The organism is Amycolatopsis balhimycina FH 1894 (assembly GCF_000384295.1).
Classification (GTDB): domain Bacteria; phylum Actinomycetota; class Actinomycetes; order Mycobacteriales; family Pseudonocardiaceae; genus Amycolatopsis; species Amycolatopsis balhimycina.
The window spans coordinates 974,057-1,000,225 of the sequence record NZ_KB913037.1 but is presented as its reverse complement, the minus strand read 5'-3'; the positions used below and the strand labels follow the sequence as shown (position 1 = coordinate 1,000,225).

Sequence of the window (26,169 nt, the reverse complement as noted above, 5' to 3'; positions counted from 1 at the left end):
ACGAGGAGGCGCGCAGTGATCCCCGAGACGACGCGCAGCCGCGCTACCAGGCCCCGGGTGGCCACGCTGGGCGAGTACGCCTTCGACGCCGAGCGCGGGTTCGTGCCCGGCGAGGACCCGGTGGACGCGTTGCCCGCGTTCTACGCGCCCTGGGAGCGGCTCGGGCGGAACGTCGCGGCGCTGGTCATGACCGGACGCATGCGCCCGGCGGTGGAGTCGATGCCCGTCCTCACCCCGGACCGCCTCCGGTCGGCCGGGGAGCAGGAGCGGGCCATGCTGCTGCTGAGCTGTCTGGCGAACGCCTACGTCTGGGGCGCCGAGACGCCCGTGGACCTGCTTCCGGCGCCGGTGGCGCAGCCTCTCCACGCGCTCGCCCAGGACCTGGACCGGGCTCCGATCGCCGCCCACGCCTCCATGGTCCTGAACAACTGGCGGCGCATCGACGCCGGTGAACCGCTGAGCATGTCCAACATCGACACCCAGCTGACGTTCCTCGGCGGTGTGGACGAGAAGTGGTTCTATCTGGCGACGGTGGGTGTCGAGCTCGCCGGTGCCCCCGGGCTGCCTCTTCTCGTGCAGGCCCAGCACGCGGTGGCGGGCGAGGACCACGCCCGTCTCACCGAGGCGCTGTCCGGCATCCGGAGTGTCGTCGACCGGGTGACGGACGCGTTCCTCGACGTGGAGCGCTGGTGCGACCACTACGTCTTCTACCACCGCATCAGGTCGTTCCTCACGGGGTGGTCCGCGCCGGGGCTGCGGTTCGAGTCGCCGTAGAACGCGCGCTCGTATTCGCCGATCACGACCGCGTCGAACGAACGGTCCGGTCGCTCTGCTGCTGCGATCAGCTGGGCCGCGGCTGGCCGTTGATGCCAGGGCAGCCGACGTGAACATCCTTCGTCGAAGTACTCCGCCACGATGACACCGTGCCCGCGGACCGTCTCCTCAGCGACCTCTCGCTGCCACCCCGACGACGTCTCCCGATCTTGGAACTCGACCGTGGACATCCTCCCGTAAGATGCGAACCTCATTCCATGACCGCCGGCGGCGCCGGGCACCGGCGCGGCGCGGCGAGACTGCGTGTGGCATGGTGGCTCTGCGGGCGGTAATGATCATCGTGCACCTCGATGCTTGAGGCGGGTTCGGGTCGAGGGCGGAACGCAGTCGCCTGCCGCCGGTGACGAGCTTGGCGCCGATGTGCACTCGAATAGCCGCATTTCAGCTCGTATCACCCGCGTTGCACCGTAAGTGGGCGGTACCTGTTGTATGGCGGCATGACACCGATGGTTACGGATGTGCGCGAGCGACGGCGGGTTCGATACCGTCGGAGGCCATCCGGTAGATCCGAACGCTGATCGACCTGTGTGGGTCCCGGAACGGCGACTTCTTCGATCGCGACGGGCGGGCGGTTCCCCGAGACCGCTGGCGACCGCGAATGCGTCCAGGTCGGCGAATCCCGGGACCCGTCGAGCAGCGCCGGGTGTTCGGCGACGCACGGTGGATGGGCGCGGGGCCGTTTTCAGAGTTGAGCCGGAGGCGTGGCGTCGCCGAGGGCGCCGGGCGTGTCCGGGTGGGTGAACCGATGGCGACCGGCACCGACCACGACGGGCGTCCACTCCGGCACGGGGAGGCGGATCGTCGCTTCGCTCCCGACCGGCACGGTCACGTCGACCTCCCACCTGCTGTCTGCACGGCGCCAGGACACCTCGGCCAGGCCGTAGGGAGTCTCGTGGGCGGTGCGCGCCCAGTTCAGGTCGCCGCCCGGTTGCGGGGTGACGTCGAAGGTGCGGAAGCCGGGCGCTGTCGATCGAAGCCCACCGACGACGCGGTGCAGCCAGTCGGCCACCGCTCCCAGTGCGTAGTGGTTGAAGGACGTCATCTCGCCCGGATTGATGCGGCCGTCGGGCACCATGCTGTCCCAGCGTTCCCAGATCGTGGTCGCCCCCATCGAGACGGGGTAGAGCCACGACGGGCACTCGGTTTGCTGCAGCATGCGGTAGGCGTCATCCAGGGCGCCGGCCTGGGTCAACGCGTCGCATATCAGCGGCGTCCCGAGGAAACCGGTACTGATGCGGTGACCCTTTTCGCGGACCAGCTCGACCAATCGCTCGGCGGCGTGCGGCACGCGGTCGGCGGAGAGCAGGCCGAAGCTCAGCGCGAGGGCGTAGGCGGTTTGGGAGTCGCTCACGAGACGGCCGTTCGGCGTGACGTACTCGTCGTTGAACCGCGCGGAAAGGCAGTCGGCCAGGTCGTGGTACTTGCCGGAGTCGGCCGCCTGGTCGAGGAGCCCGGCGATGCGGGCGAGCAGACGGGCGACGTGTGCTCGGTAAGCCGTGGCGACCAGGATGGGGTCGGTTTCGGCGCGTGCCGGATCATCCGGTGGCGCGTTCGGATCGAGCCAGTCCCCCAACTGGAATTGGTTGTCGCCGCCGTGCCCTGACGGATCGCCGGTCTGAAAGCGATCGACCCAGGCACACATGCTGCCGTAGTGCGTGCGCAGCACTTCCAGGTCGCCGAACCGCTGGTAGAGCACCCACGGGACGATGACCGCGGCGTCACCCCAGCCCGCTTGGCCGGCCAACGCGCCGGCGGTCTGTCCGGGGATGGGCACGAAGGGGATGAACACCGGCACGTCGCCGTCAGCTCGCTGGTCGGCCGCCAGGTCCTTGAGCCACGAGATGAGGAAGCCCGCGCAGTCGTAGAGGTAGCTCGCCGTGGGCGCGAACACCTGGATGTCGCCCGTCCAGCCGAGTCTCTCGTCACGCTGGGGGCAGTCGGTCGGCAGGTCGACGAAGTTGCCTCGCATGCTCCAGACGACGTTGTCGTGCAACTGGTTGACCCGCTCGTCGGAGCATTCGAACCATCCGGTGCGTCGCAGGTCGGTGTGCAGCACGACGGCGACGACGTCCGCGGGGTTCACCGCGGTCGGCCAACCGGTGACCTCGGCGTAGCGGAACCCGTGGTAGGTGAACTCCGGCTCCCACACCTCACCCTTGACGTCGCCGCGCAGGACGTAGGTGTCGGTGGCCTTGGCGCTGCGCAGTGGGCGAACGCCGAGTTCTCCGTTCTCCAGGACCTCGGCGTGCCGCAGCGTGATCTCGGTCCCCGCCGGCCCCGTTACCCGGATGCGGAGGCGACCGACGAGGTTCTGACCGAAGTCGAGGACGGTCGCGCCCGACGGTGTCGTGATCACCTGCCTGGCCGGGATCTCTTCGGTCCGGCGTACGGGGGGTCCATCCGGCGCGCAGAGCAGCTCGGTTGGCGCTGCTGTCGCTTCAACCGGTTTCCAGTCGGTGTCGTCGTAGCCCGGCTCGGCCCATCCCGGACGCGCCAGGCGGGCGTCGTAGGTTTCTCCGTCATACAGGTCAGCGGTCTGCACGGGCCCGGTCGACCAGTGCCAGGCGCTGTCGCTGACGAGCGTCGTCTTCGATCCGTCGTCGTGGGTGATGACGAGCTGCGCCAGCAGCCCGAGGCGGTGGCCGAAGACGTTGCGCAGGCCGGTCCAGCCGAGGCGCCCGCGCCACCAGCCATCGGCCACGGTGACCCCGATGGCGTTGTCGCCGGTGCGCAGCGCATCGGTGACGTCATAGGTCTGGTAGCGCAAGCGGCTGCCGTAGCTCGTCCAGCCGGGCGCCAGCGTGTCTTCGCCGACTCGGGCGCCGTTGAGCTGCACCGAGTACACGCCCTGGGCCGTGATGTAGAGGCGAGCTGCGACGATCGGGTGCTGGGCGGTGAACTCGCGCCGGAACAAGACGGGGGATGGGTGGACGCCCGCGGGCCGGATGAGGTCGGCCGACCAGTCGCCCGGTTCGAGTAAGCCGGCCTCGACGGAACTGGGGCGGCTCCAGCGCGAACACTCACCGCTCGTTCCCCGTACGCGCACCCGGACGGTGAGACGTTGACCGGAAAGGAGGTCCGGGCCGGGCCAGGGCACCAACACGCTGGCTTCGGAATCCCGCACGTGCCTGGAGACCGTCGCCGTGCCCGGGTCGCTGATCTCGATCTCGTAGCCCGCTTGTCGCCACGCGATGCCCGGCGGCGGTACCTGCCACGAAAGGCGCGGCCGTACGTCGCCGATCCCGAACGCGTCCCGGTGATGCTCGAACGTCGGGGGACTGGGTGCGACGTCGACCGGCACGGCGGGCTTCACACCCCACCACTGGGGTCGGCAGGTCGAACCACCGCCGTGCTGCGGCGTTCGACGAGCTGGGTCGAGACGGAGAAGGTGACCGGTTTGTCACGGCCGTCCAGGCGTTCGCGCAGCAACCGGGCACTCATCGATCCGGTGAGCTCTCCCGACTGGTCGACGGTGGTCAGCGAGATCTGCGGCAAGCCCGAGATGGCAACGTTGTCGTAGCCCACCACACTCACGTCCCCCGGCACGTCCAACCCCAGCTCCGCGGCTGCGCGCAGCACGCCGAAGGCGGCGACGTCAGCTCCGGCGAAGATGGCAGTCGGCGGACGCTCGGAACGGAGGGCTGCCATCGCGGCGGTGTAGCCACCTTCCTCGGTGTAGGACGTCGTGACGACGTGCGGGACCAGCCCGCGGTCGGTCATGGCCCGGCAGTAACCGTCCTCACGCGCCGTGTGCGACAACACCGAAGGTCGCCGCAGCTTGCCGATCGGATGCGCGATATGGGTGATGTGCTCGTGGCCGAGCTCGCTCAGGTGCTTGACGACCAGCTCGGCGCCCGCGACGTCATCGTCCACCACGCTGTCGTAGTTGCGCCCCCTGCCGTGACGGGCGATGACGACGACCGGGACCTCCTCGGCCAGTGTTTCCAGCCAGGTGGTGGGCACGTTCGGGGCGATGAGGATCAGCCCGTCCATCTGGCGGTCGACCATCGCTTCGATGCTTCGCTGCTGCCGCTCGGGCGACGCACCACCCGGGCCGAGGAGGACCTGCAGGCCGGTGTCGTCGATCTCGCGTTGAATCCCGTCGACGATCATCGGCGCGAACGGCGAAGCCACGTCGGCCAGCAGTACGCCGATCGTGTAGGACCGGCCCCGCATCGCCCGCGCGGCGGGCTTGGGGCGATACCCCAGCTTCCGGGTCGCCGCGGTGACCCGCTCACGCATGGCGTCGCTGACCCCGTAGGCGTTGTTGAGCACCTTGGAGACCGCTGCCGGCGACACGCCGGCCTCGCGTGCGACATCGCGAATGGTGATACTGCGCGGATCGGTGGCCCTCATGGTCTCCTCGTCGAGGTCGCAACAAACGATTGTGTACCGTTTTACAGGAACGCAGGGCACCTCCACAACCGCCAACCGTCTGCCGCTGATCCAGGGTTGGTGATTCGCATTCGCAGGTCAACGCGCCGTCACTAGAAGCCACCGGGTCAGTGGTGGCTCGACCATGACCGGGTTTCCGACGCTTGACGACCGCGCGGGCCCGGACCTAGCATCTGGCGATGTAAACCGGTCCACAACTTTTCACGGTACGCCGGTTGCGCCCGGACGACGAAGGAGTCGAACCAGCCATGAAACTGTTGCTTCGTGCCGTGAGCGTGCTCGCCGCATTCGGGCTCGCGCTGTCGGCCTGCTCGGCCCACAACGGCAGTTCGGGGGGCTCGACGCCGGGCGTCGCCGCCGACGGCTCGGCCACTGTCAAGGCCAAGAGCCTCACGGTGTGGACGAACGCGGCCGACCCGGCCTATGTGACCGACGCGTACACCGACTTCGGGAAGAAGTTCGGTGTCACGATGAACATCGTCAAGATCCCGGCTGACTCGTTCGAGAGCCAGGTCCAGACCAAGTGGGCCAGCGGCGACCGCCCCGACCTCCTCGAGTACCACGCCACGTCGCTCTTCTGGGCGTTGAACCCGGCCTCGAACATGATCGACATGTCCAAGATGCCGTACGTGGCCAAGTCGGGCGACGTGTACCAGAGCGGCGGCTCGTACCAGGGGAAGGTCTACGCCGCGATCACCTCGGCTCCAGTGCTTTTCGGTCTCTACTACAACAAGAAGACACTGGCCGACGCCGGCCTGTCGGCGCCCAAGACCTTCGCGGACATCGAGAACATCTGCACCACGTTGAAGCAGAAGAACCCGACGGTCACGCCGCTCTGGGAGAGCGGCGGCTCGGGCTGGCCGACACAGATCCTGAGTCTGCTGTACGTCGCCGACGCGGAGAAGGCGAAGGGCTACTCGACCGAACTGCTGGACAAGAAGACCACGATGGACGACCCTTCCGGCCCGTTCACCGCCGCGATGGCCGAGTACAAGAAGCTGCAGTCCATGGGGTGCTACAACAAGGACGCCACCACCGCCAAGTTCGAGGACTCGATCAAGGCCGTCGCCAGCGGGACCACGGCGATGACCGCGCTGCACAGCGATTTGGTGTCGATGTTCGCCGCCCAGTTCGGCGATGACCTCGCCAAGACCAGTGACGCCATCGGCTGGGCGTCACCCTCCGCTTCCGACGCCACCGCGGCGTGGGCACCGTCGGTCAGCGGCACCTGGTACATCCCCCGGACCGGCGACACCGACAAGGAGAGCTCGGCGTTGGCCTTCGTGCAGTGGATCACCGGCGCCGGCTACCAGGACTACGTCAACGCGCAGCGGTCGTTCCCGATCCTCACCGGGGCGAAGGGGCCCGAAAACACGCCGGGAATCCAGCAGGAGATCCATGCGGCCTATGAGGCGAACCGGTCCCTCGCGTTCAACACGAACCTGGTCGGCTTCAACTCGCAGTCCATCGCCTGGATGACCGGGCTGCTCAGCGGTCAGTATTCGCCGGAGCAGGTCGGTGGGCTCGCGCAGAAAGCACTGGCCCAGGGCGCCAAGACGGCCAAGCTTCCCGGCTGGTAGGCGACCGTGCGTGGAGATGCTGCGATGACCCGATTCGACGACGACTCGACGGCCGGCCGCACGGACGTCACGGCCATCGACCCCGGCACCGGACCCGGGGCCGGTGGGCGCACGGTCCGCCCGCCTCGGCGCCGGGGATCACCCAGGCCAGGTCCGGCTCGGCGGTGGTGGCCCTTCGCGCTGCCGGCCTTCGTCCTGGTCGCCGGGTTCTTCATCGTGCCGTTCGTGCTGAACATCCGCTTCGCCTTCACCGACTGGAGCGGCTACTCGGATGCCATCACCGCGAACGGACTCGACAACTTCCGGACGCTGGCGGACCAGGACCTGCTCTGGAACGCCATTCGCGCAACCTTGATCTACGCCGTGATCGCGATGCTGGTGCAGAACGTCTTCAGCCTGTCGGCGGCCCTGCTCCTCCAGCGCCGCACGCGGGTCAACGGGTTCTTCCGTTCCCTGTTCTTCGTCCCGGTCCTGATCGCACCGGTCGCGGCCGGCTACATCTGGAGCGCGATCCTGGCGCCGTCCGGCCCGCTCAACAAGGCGATCGGGATCGTCAAGCCGGGCTTCGAATACGCCTGGCTGGGCCACTCCGGCAGCGCATTGGCGTCCGTCGCCTTCATCGACGCCTGGAAGTGGAGCGGGCTGATCACGCTCGTCTACATCGCGGGCCTGAACGCCATTCCCGCGTCGCTGATCGAGGCGGCCACCCTCGACGGCGCCAACGGCTGGAAACGCTTTTGGAAGATCCGGTTCCCGCTCCTCGCCCCGGCATTCACCTTCACCGTCGTGGTGACGCTGCTCGGTGCCCTGAACGCCTTCGACATCGCCATGGCGACGACGCACGGCGGCCCCGGCACCGCGACGACCGTCCTCAACGTCGCCATGTTCAACCAGTACGCCAGCGGTTTCTTCGGCACGTCCAGCGCCCTGAGCCTCATCGTCACGATCCTGGTGCTGGTGATCGGCGTGCCCCTCATCTTCTTCCTGCGCCGACGGGAGATCGAAGGATGACCAGCATCAGCAAGACGTCCCGCCGCCTGATCCGTCCCCTCGTCCTGCTGCTGGTCGCGTTGCCCTGGGTGGTGCTGCCGCTGTGGCTGCTGCTCGTCAACTCGGCCAAGCCACTGAGCGAAGCGAGTTCGCTCTCGCTGTCACTGCCCGCCAAGTGGGCGTTGGGGGACAACTACTCCACCGTGCTCGGCGAGGGCCACTACGGCCGGGCCTTGACGAACAGCCTCCTGGTCATCGTCCCCACCCTGGTCGTCGTGGTCGTGCTCGGCTCCATGGCCGCATGGGCCTACGCGCGCTCGTCCTCGCTGCCGATGAAGATCGCGTACAGCCTGACCGTGCTCTCCATCCTCTTGCCACCGGCGATCCTGCCCACGGTCTACGAGCTGCAAACCCTGCACATCGACGGCAGCCGGCTGGGCTACTTCCTCGTCATGACCGGCACCCGGATAGGCACGGTCGTCTTCCTGGCCACCGGCTTCATCAAGGCCCTGCCACGGGACCTCGAAGAAGCAGCGTTGACCGACGGCGCGAACCGCCTGCAGGTCTACCGGATCATCATCTTGCCGCTGCTGGTTCCCGTGCTGCTGGTCGGCTGCGTCATCCTGATCATCTCCACCTGGAACGATTTCTTCTTCGCGTCCTTCTTGCTCCAAGGTTCCGAGCGGGCCACCCTGCCTCTCGCGCTGTACCAGTTCGCCTCGGCATCGACCGACGTCTCCGCGATGCGCTGGAACCTGATCTTCGCCCACATCGTCCTCACCAGCTTGCCGTTGATCCTCCTCTACCTGCTGGTCCAACGACGGGTGATCGGTGGTTTGTCCGAGGGCGGCATCAAGGGCTGAGAACCATCCCTGCCCCACCCGCGCGATCTCGGAGTCGCGAACTCGCGAGATCCATTCAAGAAGGTAGGCCGCATGAGCGGTGTGAAGGGCGTGACGGTTGCCGGGTTCGAGTCCATCGCGGACGCCCTCGAGGCACTCGGCGAGGCCGACCCCACGTACAACGCGCACGTCTGCGCGGTCCACGAGGGCGAAACGGTCGTCGACCTCATCGTCGGCGACGACCTGGCCGCGGACAGCCTCATCAGCGTGTTCTCCTGCAGCAAGGGCATCGCCGCGTTGAGCCTGTCGTTGCTCCTCGGCTCCGGAGACCTCGACCCGGACGCCCCGGTCGCGCGCTACTGGCCCGAGTTCGCCGCCGCCGGCAAGGACGCGGTCACCGTCCGCACTGCGCTGTCGCACCAAGCCGGGCTCATCGGAGTCGCCGGTGGGTTCACCATCGAGGACGTCGTCGAACACCACGACCTCGCCGCTCGGCTCGCCGCAGCCTCACCGCTGTGGGCGCCCGGGGCAGCGCACGGCTACCACGGCGTCACCATCGGCACCATCATGGCCGAGCTCGTCGAGCGCATCACCGGCACGTCGTTGCAGACGTTCTTCCGCGCCAACGTGACTGACGCCATCGGAGCCGACTTCCACTTCGGCGTCCCCGAAGCCGACCAGGCACGCATCGTGGAGGTGCTGCCCCCGAAGGCGGACGAGGAGCAACCGGATGAGCCGGAGCCGATGAGCCTGGTCGGATTGGCCTTCGGAGGTGGCCTCATGCCGCCGATGCGCGAGCTCGTCCGCCACCCGCTCGTGGTCGCGAACGGACCGGTCGGGTTCGGAGGGTTCGGGAACGCACGAAGCATGGCTCACCTGTACGCCCAAGGCCTCGGCGACGGTCTGTTCCCGGTCGAGGCGCTCCGGAGGATGAGCCAGATCCAAGCCAACGGCACCGACCTCGTCCTCGGCATCGAGACCCGGTTCGGACTCGTGTTCCAGGTCCCCGACGCCCGCCTCGACTACGGAAGCCCGTGGGCGTTCGGCCACGACGGCGCCGGCGGCGCCATCGGCTTCGCCGACCCCGCCCGCGACCTCGCGTTCGGCTACACCAGTCGCGTCCCCACCCCCGCCGGTGCCCACCAGCCCGGGCTCGAGCTCGCCCGGAAAGTCCGCGCCTGCCTCAGGAGCGCACGCCGCAGCCGCCAAGCCGGCCACGAGTCGCGGTCGATACCGCGGGTCGCGCTGTCCCCCATGGAGAACCGATGACGATCAAGACCCCGCTGCGTGTGCCCATCGACGGCGTGCCCCCCGCGTTCGTCGATGCCGCGGTCCTCACGCCCGTCGAGACCGACGGTGTCCGGTGGTGGCGGGACGTCGAATACGCCCTCGTCGCCGGCTACCGGCCGCTGCTTCTCGACCTCAGCGTCCCGAACGCGCACGGACCGGTTCCCCTGGTCGTGCTCATCCACGGTGGCGCCTGGCTGGGCGGAACCAAGAACATCCAGCTCGGCGGCCTCGACGACTTCGGCGCTGTGCGGGCGCGACTGCACGAGGAGGGGTTCGCGGTCGCCGCCATCCAGTACCGGCTCTCGGGCGAGGCGGCCTTCCCCGCCCAGCTGCACGACGTCAAGGCCGCGATCCGGTGGTTGCGCACCGCGGCGCCCGCCGCCGGCATCGACCCCGGCCGGATCGCGAGCCTCGGCGCCTCCGCCGGCGGCCACCTCGCCGTCTTCCTCGGTACCAACACGACCGTGCCGGAGCTCGAGGGCACCGTCGGCCTGACCGGCCCTTCCTCCGCCGTATCCGCAAGCGTCGGCTGGTACCCGCCCACCCGGCTGGACACGATGGAGGCCGAGAGCATCCCCGGCACGCCCTTCACCGCGCACAGCGCCGCGGACTCACCGGAATCGCGCCTGATCGGTCACACCGTCGGCGAGCGCCCCGACCTCGCCCGGCACGCCAGCCCGATCGCGCACATCGGCGACGCGACCGCGCCGACCCTGCTCGTCCACGGCACCCTCGACCAAGTGGTCCCGCACCAGCAGAGCATTGCGTACCACGGTGCGCTCGACGAGGCCGGCGTCCCCAACAAGCTCGAGCTCGTCGAGGGAGCCGACCACGGCTTCTTCGGCGGCGACATCGACGCCGTCATCGATACCACCGTTGCGTTCCTGCTCGACCAGCTCGCCACCGTCCAGGCAGCTTCGCAGGCCCTGAAGTCGGCAACCGATAAGGCTTAGGAGTGTCGTGTCCGAAGGGCCTCGTGTGTCTCCCGTGCGGTTCGAAGCGCACCGATCGGCACTAGGCGTAGCTGAAACGGCACCGCGGCTGTCGTGGCGTGTCACCGCGGGCCCGTCGTGGCGCCAGGCTGGTTACGAGCTGATGATCGACGCAGATGTGCGTCGAGTGGACTCGGCTGAGTCGGTGCTGGTGCCTTGGCCGGCCCCACCGTTGACATCGCGAGAGCGGAAAACCGTCCGGGTGCGCGTCTGGGGCGTCGATGGCACGAAGTCGGCCTGGAGCGATCCGTCGATCGTCGAGGCCGGCTTGGTGGAGCCTGCCGACTGGAACGCGTGGATGATCACGCCACACGCGGACCCGGCGCCCTTGGTGCGGCGTGCGTTCCGGCTGCCGAGGGGGGCCGCGTCGGCACGGCTCTACGTCACGGCGCACGGGCTGTACCGGGCCGAGATCAACGGCCGCCCGGTCGGCGACGAGGCGTTCACTCCCGGCTGGACCACCTACCGCCGCCGCCTTCGCTACCAGACTTATGACGTGACCGATCTGCTTCGCGACGGCGACAACGTCCTCGGCGCGAGGATGGCCGACGGATGGTTCCGCGGCCGGCTGACCTTCATTGAAGGCAAGCGAAACGTCTACGGCAGCCAGCTCGGACTGCTCGCGCAGCTCGAGGTGGTGCTCAAGGATGGAGAGCGAATCGTCGTGGCCACCGACGGGTCGTGGCGCGGCGCTACGGGCCCGATCCTGAAGGCGGACTTGTACGAGGGCGAGCTTCACGACGCGAGGCTCGAGCCGCCCGGGTGGTCGCTTCCGGGATTCGACGACACCGACTGGTTTCCTTGTTCCCCGGCCGAGTTCGACGTCGGCATCCTGGTGGCACCCGACGGTCCGCCCGTGCGTGCCGTCGAGGAAGTGGCGGTGCGAGAGGTGATCGCCTCTTCCTCCGGGCGGGCCCTGCTCGATTTCGGGCAGAACCTCGTCGGAAAGCTCCGCATCAAGGTGCGTGGCCCCGCGGGCACCGCCGTTACTCTCCGCCACGCCGAAGTCCTGGAGGACGGCGAGCCGGCGGTGCGACCCCTGCGCACCGCCACCTCGACGGACAGCTACATCCTCCGGGGAGACGAGACCGCGGAGTCATGGGAGCCGAGGTTCACCTTCCACGGCTTCCGGTACGCCGAGGTGACCGGCGGGTCCGGAAAACTGGATCCGGACGCGGTCAAGGCGGTCGTGTACCACTCGGACATGGAGCGCACCGGCTGGTTCGAGTGCTCCGACCCGCTGCTCACGAGGTTGCACGAGAACGTGGTGTGGGGGATGCGCGGCAACTTCCTGGACGTTCCCACCGACTGCCCGCAGCGTGACGAGCGGCTCGGCTGGACCGGGGACATCCAGGTGTTCGCGCCGACCGCGGCCTACCTGTACGACTGTGCCGGATTCCTCTCGTCCTGGCTCAAGGACCTGGCTGCCGATCAGACTCCCGAAGGCATCGTGCCCATGTTCGTCCCATGGGTCGACATAAACCGGTCCCGGGGCGAGGTCACGCCCTATGCGGGCTGGGGCGACGCTGCGGTGATTGTGCCGTGGGTCTTGTACCAGCGGTTCGGAGACCGGGAAATCCTGCGCCGGCAGTACTCGAGCATGCGCGGCTGGGTGGACGGGGTGACCAACATCCTGGGAACCCGGGGATTGTTCGACGAGCCGGCCGCGCAGCTGGGAGACTGGCTCGACCCGGCAGCGCCCCCCGAGGACCCCGCCGCCGCGTCGACCGATCCGATCCTCGTCGCTACCGCCTACCGCGCGCGCTCGGCCGATCTCCTCTCGCGAGTGGCAACCCTGCTCGGCGAGGACGCCGACGCGGCCAAGTACGCCGACCTTGCCGAAACGGTGCGACAGGCCTTTCGGGACAACTACGTCAGGCAGGACGGCAGCCTCCTCGGTGACTCGCAAACCGGGTACGCATTGGCCCTGGAGTTCGCACTGCTGGCCGACGACCGTGAGCGGCGCGTGGCTGCAGAACAGCTCGTGGAAGCGGTCCGGAGCAAAGGGCACCGGATCGCCACGGGATTCCTGGGGACGCCACTGATCCTCGACGCACTCACTAGGATTGGCGCGGTTGACGACGCGTACGGCATGGTGAACCAGACGGAACCTCCCTCGTGGCTCTATGCGGTCACCATGGGCGCCACCACCATCTGGGAGCGCTGGGACGCACTCTTGCCGGACGGACGTATCAACCCGGGCGAGATGACGTCCTTCAACCACTACGCGTTCGGGGCCGTGGCCGACTGGATGCACCGCGTGGTCGGCGGGCTCGCTCCCGGCGCCCCCGGCTATCGCGTGCTCGATGTCGCGCCACACCCGGTGGTGGCCTCACGTCCGCAAGGACCGCCCACGTGACGCCGTATGGCCGCGCAGAGGTTTCGTGGCGTCGTGCCGGCGAGGTGTTGTCCGTGGACGTCGTGGTGCCCACCGGCACCGTTGCGCGAGTCCGGCTACCCGGCCGCGCGGCCGTCGAGGTCGGTCCTGGCCCGCACTCTTTCGAGTGCCCCTTCCGTGCCCCAGCCGATGACCCGGGAGTTCTCGATGCCACTCGATGACACGACGATGCCCGAGTCTGGGGGAGGCGCACTGAACGGCCGGACCGGAGCATGGTCGGACCAAAGCCTGTCAGCGGAGGATCGCGTGGCTGCGATCATGGAGGACTTGGACTACGACGAGTTGGTATCCATCGTCTGCAACGACTTCCGTCCGTTCGTGCAACGGGGAGTTCCGGCTCCGGCGTACACCGATGGCCCCTGCGGTCTGCGAGAAGTGGAAGGCGCGACGGCATTGCCGGTCGCAGTTGCCCTTGCGGCCACGTTCGACCTGGCGGAGGCCTACGGCTACGGACGGGTCCTCGCCGCGGAGGCCAAGCACGCGCAGCACAACTGTCTCCTGGGACCGAGTCTGGACATCGCACGTGACCCGTCGGGCGGACGGCTCCCCGAAGGCTACGGTGAGGCCCCCGAGCTGGTCGCCTGTATCGGAGAGGCGTACGTGCGCGGAGTGCAGGACAATGGCGTCCTCGTCATGGTCAAGCATTTCGTGGCCAACAACTTCGAGTCCCGCCGCACCGGCTGGGGACCAGTCCTCGAGCGTGGCGACAGCGTCGACATCCGGCTCGAGAGGGCTGCCCTCTGGGAGACCTACCTCTGGCCATTCCGCCGGGTCGCCGATGCCGGCGCCTGGGCCTTCATGGGGTCCTACAACCGGCTGAACGGCCACTACACCTGCGAGTCGAGCGACCTCTTGGACATCCCGAGAAGGCGCTGGAGCTGGCTGGGATTCTTCGCGCCCGACTACATCTTCGCGGTCCGCGACGTCGAGTCGGCCTGGCGCGCGGGGCTGGACCTGCCCGGGATCGAAGGAGACTCCGGCCGAACGGCCGAGATCGTCCGTCGAAGCGGCATCGATCCTGCTCCCTCGGTCCGTCGAGTCGCCCGAGCCATGATCGCGAGCGGGACGATGGACCGCGCGACGGCGACCAGCGATGGTCCCGCATCCACCGCGGCACATCGCGATCTCGCCCGTCGCGTGGCAACTCGTGGAGCCGTGCTGCTCAAGAACGTCGAAGGTTTGCTTCCGCTCGACGGAAACGTCGGCTCGATCGCCGTCGTCGGCCCATCCGGTCTCGACGCGATCTATGTCATGGGCGGCTCCGCCTCGGTCTCTCTCGAAGCGCAACGACTCGTCACGCCTCTCGCCGGTCTTCAAGCGCGCGCCGGCGAACAGGTACGGCTGGCAGTCGCGCAGGGCAGCCTCGGAGACGCACCGCTGCCCGACGTCCCGGCGGAGCTCTTCACGACACCGGACGGTGCCGGTGCCGGCGTCGAGCTCGTGCTGTCGTACCGGGACGAGCGGGGAGTCGAGCAAGAGCGTCGAGACGTCCTCTCGACGATGTCGTTCAGCGGTGCGCCCGAGGGAGTGGCGGGTGCCTGGAAGGCCACCCTGCGCACGTTCCTGACTGTCGAGCAGGGTGGTGACTATCGGCTCTCGTTGCTGGTGGGCGGCCACGCTGAACTGTCAGTGAACGGAACGAAAGTCATGGCCGGGGCGCGGGAGGCTTCCCGATTTCTCGGCGGTCCGGCTTGCCCTTTGCAGGCTGTTGTCACCCTGCCCGCGCACCAAGGCGTGCTGCTCGAGTTGACCTACGAGCCCGGGCCCGCGATCGGGATGGCCGAGGTGGACCTCGTTCCCGGAGTCCGGCTCGGGTGGCAGCACCCGGCGGCCATGCACGAGGAGGCGGCCGCCGTGGCGGCCGGGTGCGATGCGGCGATCGTCCTCGTGAACGCGGCATCGGGCGAGGGGATGGATCGTGTGGGCTTGGGCCTTCCTGGTGATCAGGACGTCCTAGTCGAGCGGATCGCGGCGGTGAACGCCCGGACGATCGTGGTGCTCAACACGCCGGGGCCGGTCCTGATGCCCTGGATCGACGAAGTCGGGGCCGTGCTCGAGATGTGGTATCCGGGCGAACAGTTCGGCAACGCGCTCGCGGACATCGTCTTCGGCGACGTCGCGCCCGGTGGGCGCCTTCCGGTGACCTTCCCGGTGGCGACCGCTGATCTCCCGGGTCGCCCGGACACCGGTTCGTTCCCCGAAGTTGTCGCCTACGACGAGGGCACCCTGGTCGGGTACCGCCACCTCGCCGCCGCCGGCAAGCCGGCGCTCTTCCCCTTCGGTCACGGGCTCTCGTACGGCGCCCATGCGAACGAGTTGATCGGGACGGACGTCGAAGGAGCCTCGGTCCGGCTTCGCTTGCGGGTCAGCGAAACGTCGGGCCGGGCGACGGAAGCCGTGATCCAGGTCTACGTGCGGCCGGAGACGACCGCCACCGAGCCTCGGCGGCTCGTCGCGTTCCGGCGCGCGTCGCTGGCGCCGGGGGAGAGCGTGGAAGTTCCCGTGGTGGTCGAGCCGCAGGCTTGGCTGTCGTACGACGAAGGTGCCGACGATCTGGTCGAGAAGGACGGGGTCTACGAGCTGACGATCGCCGACGATGCCGAAGATCGCGGGATCGCGATCTCAGTACGGCTTGCCGACGGTGCACTGTCCGTCCTTCGCTAGTGATGAAAGTAGGTTGCTGTGCCGCTCGACTCCTTTCTCGCCGCGAAAGTCCATCTGCTCGAGGGCCTGAGCTGGGCCGATCGTGACGACCCGGCCGCGGCCCACCGCTTTGCCGAGTTCGAAGTCGACCCGGCCGCGTGGGTGACGCCACCGGGCGTCTCGATCGAGGATCGCACGATCGACGGTCCGCGCGGTCGCATTCCCATCCGCAGCTACCGATCGCCCGCAGGCCAGGAGACCGTGCTGGTCTGGCTGCACGGAGGCGGGTTCTCCGGCGGGGACGTCGACATGCCCGAGTCGCACGTCGTCGCGGTCGAACTGGCGGCCCGAGCGGGCGTCACGGTGGTGACGGTCGGGTACCGGCTCGCGCGGGACGGCGTGCGGTACCCGGTACCCGTCGACGACGCGGAAGCAGCGTGGTGCTGGGTGGTCGACCAGGGCTGTCCGGAGGCCGGCTCCTACGCACTCGGTGGTGCGAGCGCCGGCGCCACGCTCGCGCTCTCGACGGCTCTTCGCCACCGCGCCTCGCCTCGCCGGCCGGACCGGTTGTTGCTGGCGTACCCCTTCGCGCACTTCCCGGTCCCTGCGCTCGACAGCAGCACCGCGGCCGACATGCAGCTGCTGCCGCTGGCGATGCGTTTCGAGCCGGCAACGATCGCGGAGACGGTGCGCAACTACGTCGGGCGCATCTCCGACCTGCCTGCCGACGCGATACCCGGTGCAGCTGACCTCTCGGGCTTGCCGCCGACAAGCGTGGTGCTCAGTGAGCTGGACGACCTGCGAGGCTCCGGGGAGCTGCTCCTCGAGCAGCTGGCCGAGGTGGGGGTGGCGGCGGACGCGTACCTCGCCACCGGCATGCCCCACGGTCACCTCAACCGGACCCCGTCCCTGCGAGAGGTGGATTTGTCACTCGAGTACCTCGCCGGTGCCCTCAGGGACATGGCGCGCACCGGCCGAGATCGCACCGCCTGACCCCTCCGGCCCGGGGTGGAAGATCAGGTAAGGCAGACGCACGTCACAGCCGGCGATCATGCCCTGCCTGGAGCCCGAAGATCGCGGCTGCGTTGGTGTCCAGGATGGTGGTCGCCTGCTCGGCGCTCACGGCCCGGCTGATGTAGTCGATCGCCGATTGGTACTCGGCTTTGGCCTGGAACGGGAAGTCGGTGCCGAGTACCAGGCGGTCCGCGCCCAGGGTGTCGACGGCGGCCCGCAGTGCCGGGGCGTGGTCGTGCGCGACGGTGTCGAACCACATCCGGCGGGCGGCGACGCTGGGCAGTTCGGGTGTGCCGGGGGACTCCCACGGGACCTGGTGGTCGGCGCGGTTGAGCACCATCGGCAGCGCGCCGCCGAGGTGCGAGATGATGATCTTCATGTCGGGGTAGCGGCTGGGGATGCCGGCCAGGATCAGCTGCATGACCGCCACCGTGTCCTCGATGGGGGCGCCGATCGACCAGGTCAGGTTGTGGCCGGCGATCAGGTCCGAGCCGGCCCCGGCGCCGGCCGGGTGCACGTACAGCACGCTGCCGCGCCGGTTCAGTTCCTCGTACACCGGCTCGAAGGCCGGGTCGTCGAGGCCGCGGCCGAGCACGGAGGTGGTGATCCCCACGCCGGCCATGCCCAGGTCGTCCAGGGCTCGGGTGAGCTCCTTGATCGAGGCGTCGACGTGCGGCAGCGGCAGGGCGGCGAAGGCGCGGAACCGGTCCGGGTGCTCGGCGACGACGGCGGTGTACTCGTCGTTGCCGGTCCGGGCGGCGCGGACGGCGGCCGCCTCGTCGGGCAGATGGGGCGAGAACGGTGTGGCCGACAGGATCTGGACGTCGACCCCCGCCGCGTCCATCTGAGCGAACCGGGCGGCCAGGTCCTCGTCGGTCGCTCCGGCGCCCAGCCCCCGCTGGGCTTGCGTGAGCTCGCCGCCTCCGCCCAGTTGCTCCAGATACTGCTCGCTCCACAGGTGAGCGTGCACGTCGATGCGCATGGTTGTCCTAAATTGGTTGGTCCGTGTAGTTCACTGTCCAGTCGGATTCGTCGGCCTCTCAGGCTGGTGCTGCGATGGCGTCGCGGTGGCGTTGGGCGGCTGCGGGGAAGAGGTCGAAGGCTCGGCGGCCGAGTTCCTCGACTTCTTGCGGTGCGAGGACGTGGGAGTTCCGGAGCGCGTCGATGTTGCGTTTCATGTTGTTCTCGTTCGAGCAGGGGACTCCGGCGTCGGCCCCGTAGACGATGTGGTCGCGGGGCACCATCGTGACTGCTGCGGCGAGGTTGGCGTCGGTGCCGGACGCGGCGGTGTCGAGGTAGAGCTTCGCCAGGTCGGTGCGGATGTCCTCGGCGGTCAGGCCCAGTGGGTTGAACACGTACTCCTCCGCCCCCAGCAGCCCGAGGCGGCCGGAGAGCGCGGGCAGGGCGCCGCCGCAGTGGGCGAGGACGACGGTGAGACGGGGGTACCGGCGGAAGAATCCTGCGTAGAGCAGGTCCACAACGGTCCGGGTGGTCTCGAACGGAAACTCGACCAGGACGGCGGTCTGCCGGAACACGGGCGCTACGGCGCTCGGATGGACGAACAGCACGGCCGAGCGCCGGTCGAGCTCCTCCCATATCGGCGCCAGACGTGGGTCCCCGAGCGCGACACCTGCCCAGCGGGTGAACAGGATGTAGCCGTCAGGGTGAGTTTCGGTGTCGCCACGCGCGATCTCGGCCAGAGCTGCGTCGGGGTCGTCCGTGGGCAAGCCGGCGAGCAGGCCGAAGCGGCCGGGGTGGTCGGCGACGAGCTGGGCACCGTAGTCGTTCCAGGCGCGCAGTTGCGGAAGCGGGGCATCGAGTAGTGCCGGGCTGAGCATCTGCGTGGCGATGCCGAGGCCGTCCATGGCGGCGAGCATCATCTCGGGTCGCCAGTGGTGGGGCTCGGGCGTCAGGAGGTGTGCGTCCCTCAGTTGGCGCCACTGGGTTTCCCGGGCCTCGGCCGTGGTCGGCGGGGTGAAATGCGCGTGGATGTCCACCCAGCCGTTGATCTTGTCCATGACGCGTTCTCCTCACATCAAATTGCACTCCAGTGCAACAAGTTCGATGGTTGCACTGGAGTGCAATAATGTCAACATGAGGCAGGCGGAGGGTGAGAAGCAAGACGGCAGGACGCGCAACGCCCAGGTCAACCGGGAGCGCGTCTACGCGGCAGCGATCAAGGTGTTCGCATCGCGCGGCTACGACGCCGCCACGATGGACGAGATCGCGGCCGAGGCCGGCGTGGTCCGGCGGACCGCGTTCAATCACTTCCCCGCGAAGTCGGACATCGCCACCGAGTGGGCCGTACGAGTCGGGGAGTCGGTGTTCGCTCTGGTCCGCGACGTCGACCACATCGCCTCCGCCGCAGACCGGGTGCGGGCGTATTTCCACGAGCTGGCCCTGCGGGCGGAGCGGGACTGGGACGAGACCCGGCAGATGACAACCGGGCTGCTGCGCGGACACGGCGCACCGGCCCACCGCTCGCAGCTTTCCGCGGAACTGCGCGACTGGCTGCTCGCCTCTCAACGGGAGCGGCCGGACAACGGACCGGCACCCTCTGTCGATCCCGCCCTGACCGTGGACGTGCTCTACGACGTCTTCCAGGGCGCAGTCGTGCGACGGCTCTCCCAAGAGGCTCCGCCGCACGGGGCGCTCACGGCCGAGGTGGACGCCGCAATCGCGCTCGTGCTGGCCGGATTCGCGAGTGGTGCCGGACACCCATAGGCAACGCAGGAAGGCGTGCCGCCAGGGACAAGGCTCATCCCGGCAACGCCGGCCGGGCGGGTCACCGGATGATCCGGGAGGAAAGTCCGGATCGTCGCCTCGTTCTACCGCAACCGCTGGAGCGCGAAGAGAACGTCTTCGCCGGGCAGTGGACCGATGTGCTGCGCTGCTGCGGCGGCCGGCTCCTCACGATCCGGCCGGCCCGGTCGGGCGCGACCGGAGCCGAAGCCGGCGTCTGGTGTCCGGCCTCATAATAATTTACTTGACTAGGCTGTAAATGAATCGCACGATGGGGACATGAAGACGATCACCCTTGAAGAACACTTTGGAGTTCCGGCAGTCAGCAAGTGGGTCCCTGAGATGCAGGGGGACTGGCTGGCCGGCCAACTCGACGACCTCGGCGAAGGGCGGCTCCAGGAGATGGACGCCCACGGAATCGACATCCAGGTCCTTTCCCTCCTCTCGCCCGGCGTGCAACTGCTCACCGGTCAGGAGGCGGTGCAGACCGCCCGGAACTCCAACGACCTGCTGGCCAAGGCCGTGCGGGAACACCCGACGCGATTCATGGGATGGGCCGCGCTGCCCACGGACGACCCCCGAGCCGCCGCGGACGAACTGGACCGGGCCGTGAGCGAGCTCGGCCTCGCCGGGGCACTGGTGAACAGCACATTCGGCACCAACGGCGCCTTCCTGGACGACCCCCGGTTCGAGCCGCTGCTCGCCCGGATCGAACAGCTCGGCGTGCCGCTCTACCTCCACCCTGCCGCACCGCCGCAGGCCCTGCGGAACCTGCTGTTCGACGGCTTCACGCCGGTCGTCGGCCACCTCCTCGAGACGGCCTCCTGGGGCTGGCACTCCGAACTCGGGCTCCACAGCCTGCGCATGGTCCTGGCCGGCGTCTTCGAGCGCCACCCGGATCTGCGCGTGGTCCTGGGGCACGGCGGGGAAATGCTGCCCTTCATGATGGCCCGCATCGACGAATTCCTGCTCCCGGAACGGACCGGGCTCGCGGAACTGCCGTCCGCCTACTTCCTGCGGAACTTCTGGGTGACCACCAGCGCCCTCACCGCGCTGCCGCCCGTCCTGTGCGCCCTGCAGGTCTTCGGCGTCGACCGGGTCCTGTTCAGCGTCGACTACCCGCTCACCCAGATGGGTCCGGTCCGCGCCGTGCTCGACGCGCTGCCGCTCGCGCCCGCCGACAAACAGAAGGTGGCCGGTGGCAACGCCGCCACACTGCTCGGTCTCGGGTCCTAACCCGGGCAGCAATGCCGGCAGGCCGCGGCGGAACCTTCCGCCGCGGCCTGCCGCGTCATCGCCGGGGAGGGGTTTCAGCCGTCGGTGCTGATCAACGGCCACAGGGTGTCGATCACCCGGTCGGCCTCGGCGGGATCGAGCTCGCCGGTGCGAAGGAAGGTCGCGAGGTAGCTGCCCAGGCACAGGTCGGCCAGGACCTCGACGTCGACGTCCGCCTTGACCGAGCCGTGGTCCTGCAACTGCCGCATCGTGTCGATCAGGATGTTCAGCTGCGGAGCGATCGTCCGCTCCCGGAAGATCTCCAGCAGGTCCGGGTGGCGTCCGGCGTCAGCCAGGATGTGGCCCATCAGACCCAGGCCCCGCTCCCGCACCTCTTCCGGCATCACCGCGCGCATGGCTGCCTTGAGGGCGTCCTGCGGGTCGAGTCCGTCCACATCGGCACCGGCCGCGCCCGGTGCGATCAGACCGAGCGCATCGACCACGAGCTCGTGCAGGTTCGCCCAGCGCAGGTAGATCGTCGGACGCGTGACGCCGGCCGCCTTGGCGATGTCTCCGAGCGACGTGCGCGCGTATCCGTCCGCCGCCAGCCGCTCCAAGGTCGCCCTGAGGATCGCGCTCTCCACCGCGGGGTCTCTCGGCCTGCCCCGGGACGCCGCCCCGGACTGGGCGGTCTGCTCGCTGGTCATGGGCGCGAGGTTATGTGCGCGTCTCGGCTACCGGCAACCCGGCCGCGTCAGCGAGGCACCCAGGACGGGGCGTCGTCCGGCCGGTACGGCGGATACTGCCAAGGGGCTTCAGCCCGGCAGCAGCGAAGTTCGGCAGCTCGGTGCCCACTTTGACATGGCGAGCAAGGTCGGCAGTGTTCTCCGGGAAGACGCCGGACTGCACGGTCCGAATCCCGCCGGCGTCAGTGGAGGCCAGCAGGGCCTCCAGCAGCGCCAAGTCAACATCACGGCCCCAGGCGTCGGGGGTCGGTTCATCCCGGCGCTTTCTCAAGATGTCGGAATGTGCTGTTGGGAAGTCTTGTATTCGTCCACGATCGTGCTGAGCACCGAGCTGTCGTCGGGTGGGTCGATCTCCAGCTGGAAGACGGTGCTCACGCGGGCAATGAGGAAGTAGAAACCGACCATGATGACGGTCTCGACCAGTTGTTGGTCGGTGTAGTGGCCGCGCGCCGCCTCGAAGATCTCGTCCGGCACCTCGGGTGATCGTGCGGCGCTGTCGGCAAACGCGAGCAGGGTGCGCTGGGCCTCGGTGAACTCGCTGGAACTGAGGTCGCGGGCGGCCAGCGCGTCGCGCTGGGCGTCGGTGACTCCCGCCGATCGTGAGATGGAGATGTGTTGCTCCCATTCGTACGGGGCCGAGAACGCTACGCCGCTGTTCATGATGACCAGCTCACGGTCGACCGCGGGCAGTGCTCCCGCGGCGAACTGGGCTGCGCCCAACTTGTTGACGGCGGAGCCGATATCGGCTGAATGCCTGAGCATGCGGACGATGTTGACTGTCACCTCGTCCGCGGGAAGTTCCGGATAGCCGATACGAGCCATGGTTGCCCGCCCTTCAATTCGTGTGTGGTCGATGTGGTTCGGACCGGTCCGGAGCTCGTTCGCGTCGGCCGGTGGACGGCTTGTGGCCAGGAGATCAGTAATAGATCGGACCGAGATCACCACCGCTGGCGATGATCGGATCGCCGTTGAGCGCGACACTGCGCGGGCTGGCCAGGAACGCGACCACTGCGGCGACCTCGTCCGGGGTGACGATCCGGCCGATCGAGATCGCCGCGCTGAACTCGCGTTCGACCTCCTCCGGCGTCAGCCCGCGGGACTCGGCATTGGCGGCGAGCGCCTTGGTTGCGGTGTCGCTGCTGGTGGGGCCGGGGTGTACGACGGTGACGTTCACGCCACGTGGACCCAGTTCGTCGGCGAGGTTCTTGGTCAGCGCGGCAACGGCGATGTTGCGTACCGAGCCGGTTACCGAGCCGGTGCGCCGCGCGGCGATGCCGCCGACGTTGATGATCCGGCCCCAGCCGCGCTCGACCATGCCGGGCGCGAACGCCCTGGCACAACGCAGATAGCCCCGTACCTTGACGTTGATCTCCGCTTCCAGCGCCGACTCCGCGATCACGCCGGGGTTGGTCATGGCCGCGTTGTTGACCAGGATGTCGACGCCGCCCAGTTGCTCGATGGCGGTGGCGGCCATGGCGGCTACCGAGGCGTCGTCACCGGTGTCCGCGCCGATCCCGATCACGCGTGCCCCGGTGTCGGCGGCGAGCAGAGTGGCCTGCTCGACCGCCGCCTGCGCATTGCGGCCGACGAGTGCGACATCGGCGCCTTCCTGGGCGAGAGCCCGGCCCACTGCCAGGCCGATGCCCCGGCTGCCGCCGGTGACCACCGCGCGTTTGTCCTTCAGTCTCAAATCCATGACATGTTCTCCTCATTTGATCGACACCGCAGTGCGATGAGATTGGCGCTGTCCCGTTAGGACGGTCAATTCAGGGGCGATGGCATAGCGCCTGTAGCACCATGTCCCCATATCGGTGCCAGACTGCGGGGTCACGTTCTCCGAATCGCACCAGCTGCAGTGCCGCGCCGCACAAGAGCACACGCACGTCCCGCGGCGTGGCGTCCGCACGCAGTTTTCCGGTCGCCCGAGCGTTCTCCATGACCTCGATCAGCGGCTCCAGGAGTGGAAGGGCGGTCTGGGAAACAGCATCCGCGAGCCGTTCGGCCAGTAGGCGATCGTGGGCCAGGACATCGAAAAGTTCGAAAACATAGACGCGGAACCCCTCGTAGGGGTCGGCCTCGCGCCGTGCCTTCGCTGTGCGTCGTGCGAGCTCGTCCAAGCCCAGTTGCGTGATCGACTCGAGCAAGTCCTCCTTGGTGGGAAAGCTTCGGTACACCGTTGCTTTGCCGACCTGAGCTTTCGCGGCGACCTGGGGAATCGTGACCAGCGCCCCGTGTTCGCGGAACAGGTCGATCGCGGCGGTGATCACCCGTTCGTGGTTGCGGCGGGCGTCTGCCCGTCCCGGTGAGGCAGTCGCGTGCCGAGCCGGTCCGGGATTCTCGGGCGAATTCACAGGACGAAACCCCTGCCCATCAAAGAGTCTGGTCAGGTCGATCGATGTCGAAGCCGCTCTCGCTCAGACGCCGGAAGCGACCATCGTCGGCGAAGGTGCCGAAGACCGCGATCTCCCGGTGGTGAAGTGAACCGTCCGCGAGGCTCAGCCGGATGGTGTGCCGCTCGGCGTAGGTGACGCCATCGCAGAGCTCGTCGAGCACGGTGACCGCGCCTCCGGTGACCTGGCTGCGCACGCGACGGATCACCTTGGCGAACTCGTCGCGGTTCAGCGTCTTTCCGTCGATGCGGTGTGTGTAGTCGGGTGCGTAGTACTGATCGAGGACCTGGTGCAGTTCGAGGTCGGGCTCGAAGAGCAGGGCCTGAAGGGCTTCGCTGATACAGGCATGACTCATTGCGGGAATCCTCACGCCGGGAGCTCAAGTGGACCCGTGGGTCCGGTTCGATGGTAGCGGACCCACGGGTCCGTTTTGGCGAGGGTTCCCGTGTTGCTCGTCACGTGGGGTCGTTCGCGGATGACTCCTGCGGCGAATTATTGACATTAACGTCAGACGGCGGTACTCCTGGAACATGGCAGCAGCTCGACGTGTGCACGTGCTCGGCGGCGGTCCCGCGGGTCTCTTCGTGGCCCGGCTGCTGGCCCTTCGATGCCCCGGCTGGCACGTCCACGTGTACGAGAGGAACCCTCCCGAGGAGACCTTCGGTTTCGCGATCGGCCTCACGGGTGGCCTGCTCAGGGCACTGGAGCAGGCCGACCCGGACATGCATCGGAGCATCACGGACGCCGCGTACCGGTTCTCTTCCGGCGGCTTCCGGCTTCCGCAGGGCGAGGCGCGGCTCGGCCGGTTCCACAGTGGCGCGATCGCTCGCGCGCAATTGCTCCGGCTGCTGCTGAAGGGGGCACGCGAGGCGGGCGTTCGCGTGGAGATCGGCCGGTCGTGCACGGCCGCCGAAGTACTCGGAGACGCGGACCTCGTGATCGCCGCCGACGGGGTCTCCAGCGCCACCCGCAACCACTTCCGTCAGGAGTTCGGCGCCCAGGTCACCCGGGGCCGCGGCAGGCTCATCTGGTGCGGCGCCGAAGTACCGCTCGACGGCGGGATCTTCATGCCGGTGACGACGCCGGACGGGCTCTTCGTCGCCCACGGCTATCCCTACGGTGAGGGGCTGTCCAGCTTCGTCATCGACGCGTCTGCTTCGACTTTGGCGAAGGCCGGATTCGGCGACCGGCAGTGGGCCGGCGAGGGTCAGTCGGACGAGGCGGCCCTGGAGTACCTGTCCAGGGCGTTCTCCGAGTTGCTCGGCGGTGGTTCCTTCATCGGCAACCGGTCACGGTGGGGATCGTTCAACACCGTGCGCTGCACCCGCTGGCACCACGGCAAGATCGTGCTGCTGGGTGACGCGGCGGCTACCGCCCATCCCTCCCTGGGGTCCGGCACGAAGATCGCGATGGAGAGCGCGATCGCCCTCGCCGATGCGGTGACGACCGTCTCGGACGAACCGGTGTCCGGCGCCCTCGAGCGCTTCGAGGCCACCCGGCGTCCCGAGGTCGAACGGCTCCAGGAACGCGCCACCCGCAGCCAGCTGTGGTGGGAGTCCTTCGAAGTCCGCCGGCACCTCACTCCCGCCCGCTTGGCCGTGGCCTACCTCAGCCGCTCCGGAGCCGTCTCCCTCGACGACCTGGCCGTCTCGGACCCGCAGCTCGTGAGGCTGGCCCTCGCGGACTTCGCCGATGTGGCGCCGAGCGAGGTGCCCGGCTCGGGGATCACCGACTGGGTGCTCGGCCGGCCGTTGGAGGCACGGCGGCACGGGCACTCCGGGTCTGCCGAGCCCACGGCGTCCATCGAGGTGACCTCCGGGGACGCCTGGGGGCTCGCCGCCGACGAACTTTTGGCGCAGGCAAGGGAGTTCCTCCGGCGAGGCGTCCACACCATTCGCCTCATCGGCGCGGACTCGCGCAGTGCCCTCCTCGACCGCCTGGCCGTCGGGGAGCGGATCAAGACGGAGCTCTCCGCCGTCGTCGAGGTCACGGCGAGCCCGGAACACCTGCGGCACGCCGCGGACGGCATCGTAACCGGCCGCGCGGACCTCGTCCGCACAGGCGACGGGTCATGAGCGCGCGGTTGCAGGAGAAATTC

The 26,169-nt window shown here is 68.6% G+C and carries 22 protein-coding genes; 13 read left to right on the top strand and 9 right to left on the bottom strand.

Annotation, left to right across the window (positions count from 1 at the left end; all coding sequences use genetic code 11):
• Nucleotides 1-15: 15 nt before the first annotated feature.
• On the top strand, nucleotides 16-774 hold the full coding sequence (locus A3CE_RS49950) for a PrnB family protein (protein WP_169523916.1): 759 nt from the start codon (nucleotides 16-18) through the stop codon (nucleotides 772-774).
• 742 nt (nucleotides 775-1,516) lie between these two features.
• Here A3CE_RS49950 and A3CE_RS0103705 read toward each other — a convergent pair.
• Together A3CE_RS0103705 and A3CE_RS0103700 are read right to left on the bottom strand one after the other, a co-directional pair.
• Nucleotides 1,517-4,147, bottom strand: coding sequence for an alpha-L-rhamnosidase (locus tag A3CE_RS0103705; RefSeq protein ID WP_020638712.1), 2,631 nt, complete (start codon nucleotides 4,145-4,147; stop codon nucleotides 1,517-1,519).
• Nucleotides 4,144-5,256, bottom strand: a complete 1,113-nt coding sequence (locus A3CE_RS0103700) for a LacI family DNA-binding transcriptional regulator (protein ID WP_245589418.1) — start codon at nucleotides 5,254-5,256, stop codon at nucleotides 4,144-4,146. Before A3CE_RS0103700 ends, A3CE_RS0103705 begins: the two co-directional genes overlap by 4 nt.
• A 221-nt stretch (nucleotides 5,257-5,477) precedes the next feature.
• Here A3CE_RS0103700 and A3CE_RS0103695 point away from each other — a divergent pair, with 221 nt between their 5' ends.
• The 9 genes from A3CE_RS0103695 (at nucleotide 5,478) to A3CE_RS0103660 (ending at nucleotide 16,957) form a co-directional block, all read left to right on the top strand.
• A complete protein-coding gene (locus tag A3CE_RS0103695) occupies nucleotides 5,478-6,809 on the top strand; it encodes an ABC transporter substrate-binding protein (protein WP_020638710.1) in 1,332 nt (443 codons plus the stop codon).
• Nucleotides 6,810-6,833: 24 nt separating this feature from the next.
• A complete protein-coding gene (locus A3CE_RS0103690; RefSeq protein ID WP_020638709.1) occupies nucleotides 6,834-7,820 on the top strand; it encodes a carbohydrate ABC transporter permease in 987 nt (328 codons plus the stop codon).
• On the top strand, nucleotides 7,817-8,662 hold the full coding sequence (locus A3CE_RS0103685) for a carbohydrate ABC transporter permease (RefSeq protein WP_020638708.1): 846 nt from the start codon (nucleotides 7,817-7,819) through the stop codon (nucleotides 8,660-8,662). The genes A3CE_RS0103690 and A3CE_RS0103685 overlap by 4 nt, the downstream gene beginning before the upstream one ends.
• A 72-nt stretch (nucleotides 8,663-8,734) precedes the next feature.
• On the top strand, nucleotides 8,735-9,910 hold the full coding sequence (locus A3CE_RS53255) for a serine hydrolase domain-containing protein (RefSeq protein WP_020638707.1): 1,176 nt from the start codon (nucleotides 8,735-8,737) through the stop codon (nucleotides 9,908-9,910).
• Complete coding sequence (locus A3CE_RS49940; protein WP_020638706.1) at nucleotides 9,907-10,884, top strand: alpha/beta hydrolase; 978 nt, start codon at nucleotides 9,907-9,909, stop codon at nucleotides 10,882-10,884. The genes A3CE_RS53255 and A3CE_RS49940 overlap by 4 nt, the downstream gene beginning before the upstream one ends.
• 7 nt (nucleotides 10,885-10,891) lie before the next feature.
• Complete coding sequence (locus tag A3CE_RS49935; protein ID WP_483756902.1) at nucleotides 10,892-13,282, top strand: family 78 glycoside hydrolase catalytic domain; 2,391 nt, start codon at nucleotides 10,892-10,894, stop codon at nucleotides 13,280-13,282.
• Nucleotides 13,279-13,482, top strand: coding sequence for an alpha-L-rhamnosidase C-terminal domain-containing protein (locus tag A3CE_RS58280; protein WP_245589417.1), 204 nt, complete (start codon nucleotides 13,279-13,281; stop codon nucleotides 13,480-13,482). The genes A3CE_RS49935 and A3CE_RS58280 overlap by 4 nt, the downstream gene beginning before the upstream one ends.
• A gap of 85 nt (nucleotides 13,483-13,567) precedes the next feature.
• On the top strand, nucleotides 13,568-15,985 hold the full coding sequence (locus tag A3CE_RS0103665; RefSeq protein ID WP_169523914.1) for a glycoside hydrolase family 3 C-terminal domain-containing protein: 2,418 nt from the start codon (nucleotides 13,568-13,570) through the stop codon (nucleotides 15,983-15,985).
• Between the two features lie 18 nt (nucleotides 15,986-16,003).
• Complete coding sequence (locus A3CE_RS0103660; protein ID WP_020638704.1) at nucleotides 16,004-16,957, top strand: alpha/beta hydrolase fold domain-containing protein; 954 nt, start codon at nucleotides 16,004-16,006, stop codon at nucleotides 16,955-16,957.
• Nucleotides 16,958-17,000: 43 nt separating this feature from the next.
• On the opposite strand, the gene A3CE_RS0103655 is transcribed toward A3CE_RS0103660, so the two are convergent.
• Together A3CE_RS0103655 and A3CE_RS0103650 are read right to left on the bottom strand one after the other, a co-directional pair.
• Complete coding sequence (locus A3CE_RS0103655; RefSeq protein ID WP_020638703.1) at nucleotides 17,001-17,960, bottom strand: amidohydrolase family protein; 960 nt, start codon at nucleotides 17,958-17,960, stop codon at nucleotides 17,001-17,003.
• Nucleotides 17,961-18,018: 58 nt separating this feature from the next.
• Nucleotides 18,019-18,996 carry an amidohydrolase family protein gene (locus A3CE_RS0103650; protein ID WP_020638702.1) on the bottom strand — a complete coding sequence of 326 codons (978 nt, stop codon included), beginning with the start codon at nucleotides 18,994-18,996 and terminating at the stop codon, nucleotides 18,019-18,021.
• Between the two features lie 76 nt (nucleotides 18,997-19,072).
• Here A3CE_RS0103650 and A3CE_RS53250 point away from each other — a divergent pair, with 76 nt between their 5' ends.
• Both A3CE_RS53250 and A3CE_RS0103635 read left to right on the top strand, forming a co-directional pair.
• Complete coding sequence (locus tag A3CE_RS53250) at nucleotides 19,073-19,702, top strand: TetR/AcrR family transcriptional regulator (protein ID WP_020638701.1); 630 nt, start codon at nucleotides 19,073-19,075, stop codon at nucleotides 19,700-19,702.
• 360 nt (nucleotides 19,703-20,062) lie between these two features.
• On the top strand, nucleotides 20,063-20,956 hold the full coding sequence (locus A3CE_RS0103635; RefSeq protein WP_020638699.1) for an amidohydrolase family protein: 894 nt from the start codon (nucleotides 20,063-20,065) through the stop codon (nucleotides 20,954-20,956).
• Between the two features lie 74 nt (nucleotides 20,957-21,030).
• Here the strand turns inward: A3CE_RS0103635 and A3CE_RS0103630 are convergent, their stop codons facing one another.
• The 5 genes from A3CE_RS0103630 to A3CE_RS0103605 form a co-directional block, all read right to left on the bottom strand.
• Nucleotides 21,031-21,642, bottom strand: coding sequence for a TetR/AcrR family transcriptional regulator (locus tag A3CE_RS0103630; RefSeq protein ID WP_026468110.1), 612 nt, complete (start codon nucleotides 21,640-21,642; stop codon nucleotides 21,031-21,033).
• 306 nt (nucleotides 21,643-21,948) lie between these two features.
• The gene (locus tag A3CE_RS53245) at nucleotides 21,949-22,626 is read right to left on the bottom strand and encodes a carboxymuconolactone decarboxylase family protein (protein WP_125592017.1); all 678 of its coding nucleotides are present in this window, start codon (nucleotides 22,624-22,626) and stop codon (nucleotides 21,949-21,951) included.
• Entirely contained in the window at nucleotides 22,598-23,377 is a 780-nt protein-coding gene (locus A3CE_RS0103615) for an SDR family NAD(P)-dependent oxidoreductase (RefSeq protein ID WP_020638695.1), read from the bottom strand. The genes A3CE_RS53245 and A3CE_RS0103615 overlap by 29 nt, the downstream gene beginning before the upstream one ends.
• 70 nt (nucleotides 23,378-23,447) lie before the next feature.
• Nucleotides 23,448-23,948: a TetR/AcrR family transcriptional regulator gene (locus A3CE_RS0103610; RefSeq protein WP_020638694.1), complete on the bottom strand. Its 501-nt coding sequence runs from the start codon at nucleotides 23,946-23,948 to the stop codon at nucleotides 23,448-23,450.
• 103 nt (nucleotides 23,949-24,051) lie between these two features.
• Nucleotides 24,052-24,426, bottom strand: coding sequence for a hypothetical protein (locus A3CE_RS0103605; protein ID WP_020638693.1), 375 nt, complete (start codon nucleotides 24,424-24,426; stop codon nucleotides 24,052-24,054).
• A gap of 175 nt (nucleotides 24,427-24,601) precedes the next feature.
• Between A3CE_RS0103605 and A3CE_RS0103600 the strand changes: the two genes are divergently transcribed.
• Nucleotides 24,602-26,146 (top strand): FAD-dependent monooxygenase, encoded by a 1,545-nt coding sequence (locus tag A3CE_RS0103600; protein WP_043790660.1) that lies wholly within the window; start codon nucleotides 24,602-24,604, stop codon nucleotides 26,144-26,146.
• The last annotated feature ends 23 nt before the right edge of the window (nucleotides 26,147-26,169 follow it).

Excerpts from the sequence above, each read along its gene's own strand:
- A3CE_RS0103695 (WP_020638710.1), top strand. The coding sequence starts at position 5,478 with ATGAAACTGTTGCTTCGTGCCGTGAGCGTGCTCGCCGCATTCGGGCTC.
- A3CE_RS0103690 (WP_020638709.1), top strand. The coding sequence starts at position 6,834 with ATGACCCGATTCGACGACGACTCGACGGCCGGCCGCACGGACGTCACG.
- A3CE_RS0103685 (WP_020638708.1), top strand. The coding sequence starts at position 7,817 with ATGACCAGCATCAGCAAGACGTCCCGCCGCCTGATCCGTCCCCTCGTC.
- A3CE_RS53255 (WP_020638707.1), top strand. The coding sequence starts at position 8,735 with ATGAGCGGTGTGAAGGGCGTGACGGTTGCCGGGTTCGAGTCCATCGCG.
- A3CE_RS49940 (WP_020638706.1), top strand. The coding sequence starts at position 9,907 with ATGACGATCAAGACCCCGCTGCGTGTGCCCATCGACGGCGTGCCCCCC.
- A3CE_RS0103655 (WP_020638703.1), bottom strand. The coding sequence starts at position 17,960 with ATGCGCATCGACGTGCACGCTCACCTGTGGAGCGAGCAGTATCTGGAG.
- A3CE_RS0103650 (WP_020638702.1), bottom strand. The coding sequence starts at position 18,996 with ATGGACAAGATCAACGGCTGGGTGGACATCCACGCGCATTTCACCCCG.
- A3CE_RS53250 (WP_020638701.1), top strand. The coding sequence starts at position 19,073 with ATGAGGCAGGCGGAGGGTGAGAAGCAAGACGGCAGGACGCGCAACGCC.
- A3CE_RS0103635 (WP_020638699.1), top strand. The coding sequence starts at position 20,063 with ATGCAGGGGGACTGGCTGGCCGGCCAACTCGACGACCTCGGCGAAGGG.
- A3CE_RS0103630 (WP_026468110.1), bottom strand. The coding sequence starts at position 21,642 with ATGACCAGCGAGCAGACCGCCCAGTCCGGGGCGGCGTCCCGGGGCAGG.
- A3CE_RS0103615 (WP_020638695.1), bottom strand. The coding sequence starts at position 23,377 with ATGGATTTGAGACTGAAGGACAAACGCGCGGTGGTCACCGGCGGCAGC.
- A3CE_RS0103605 (WP_020638693.1), bottom strand. The coding sequence starts at position 24,426 with ATGAGTCATGCCTGTATCAGCGAAGCCCTTCAGGCCCTGCTCTTCGAG.
- A3CE_RS0103600 (WP_043790660.1), top strand. The coding sequence starts at position 24,602 with ATGGCAGCAGCTCGACGTGTGCACGTGCTCGGCGGCGGTCCCGCGGGT.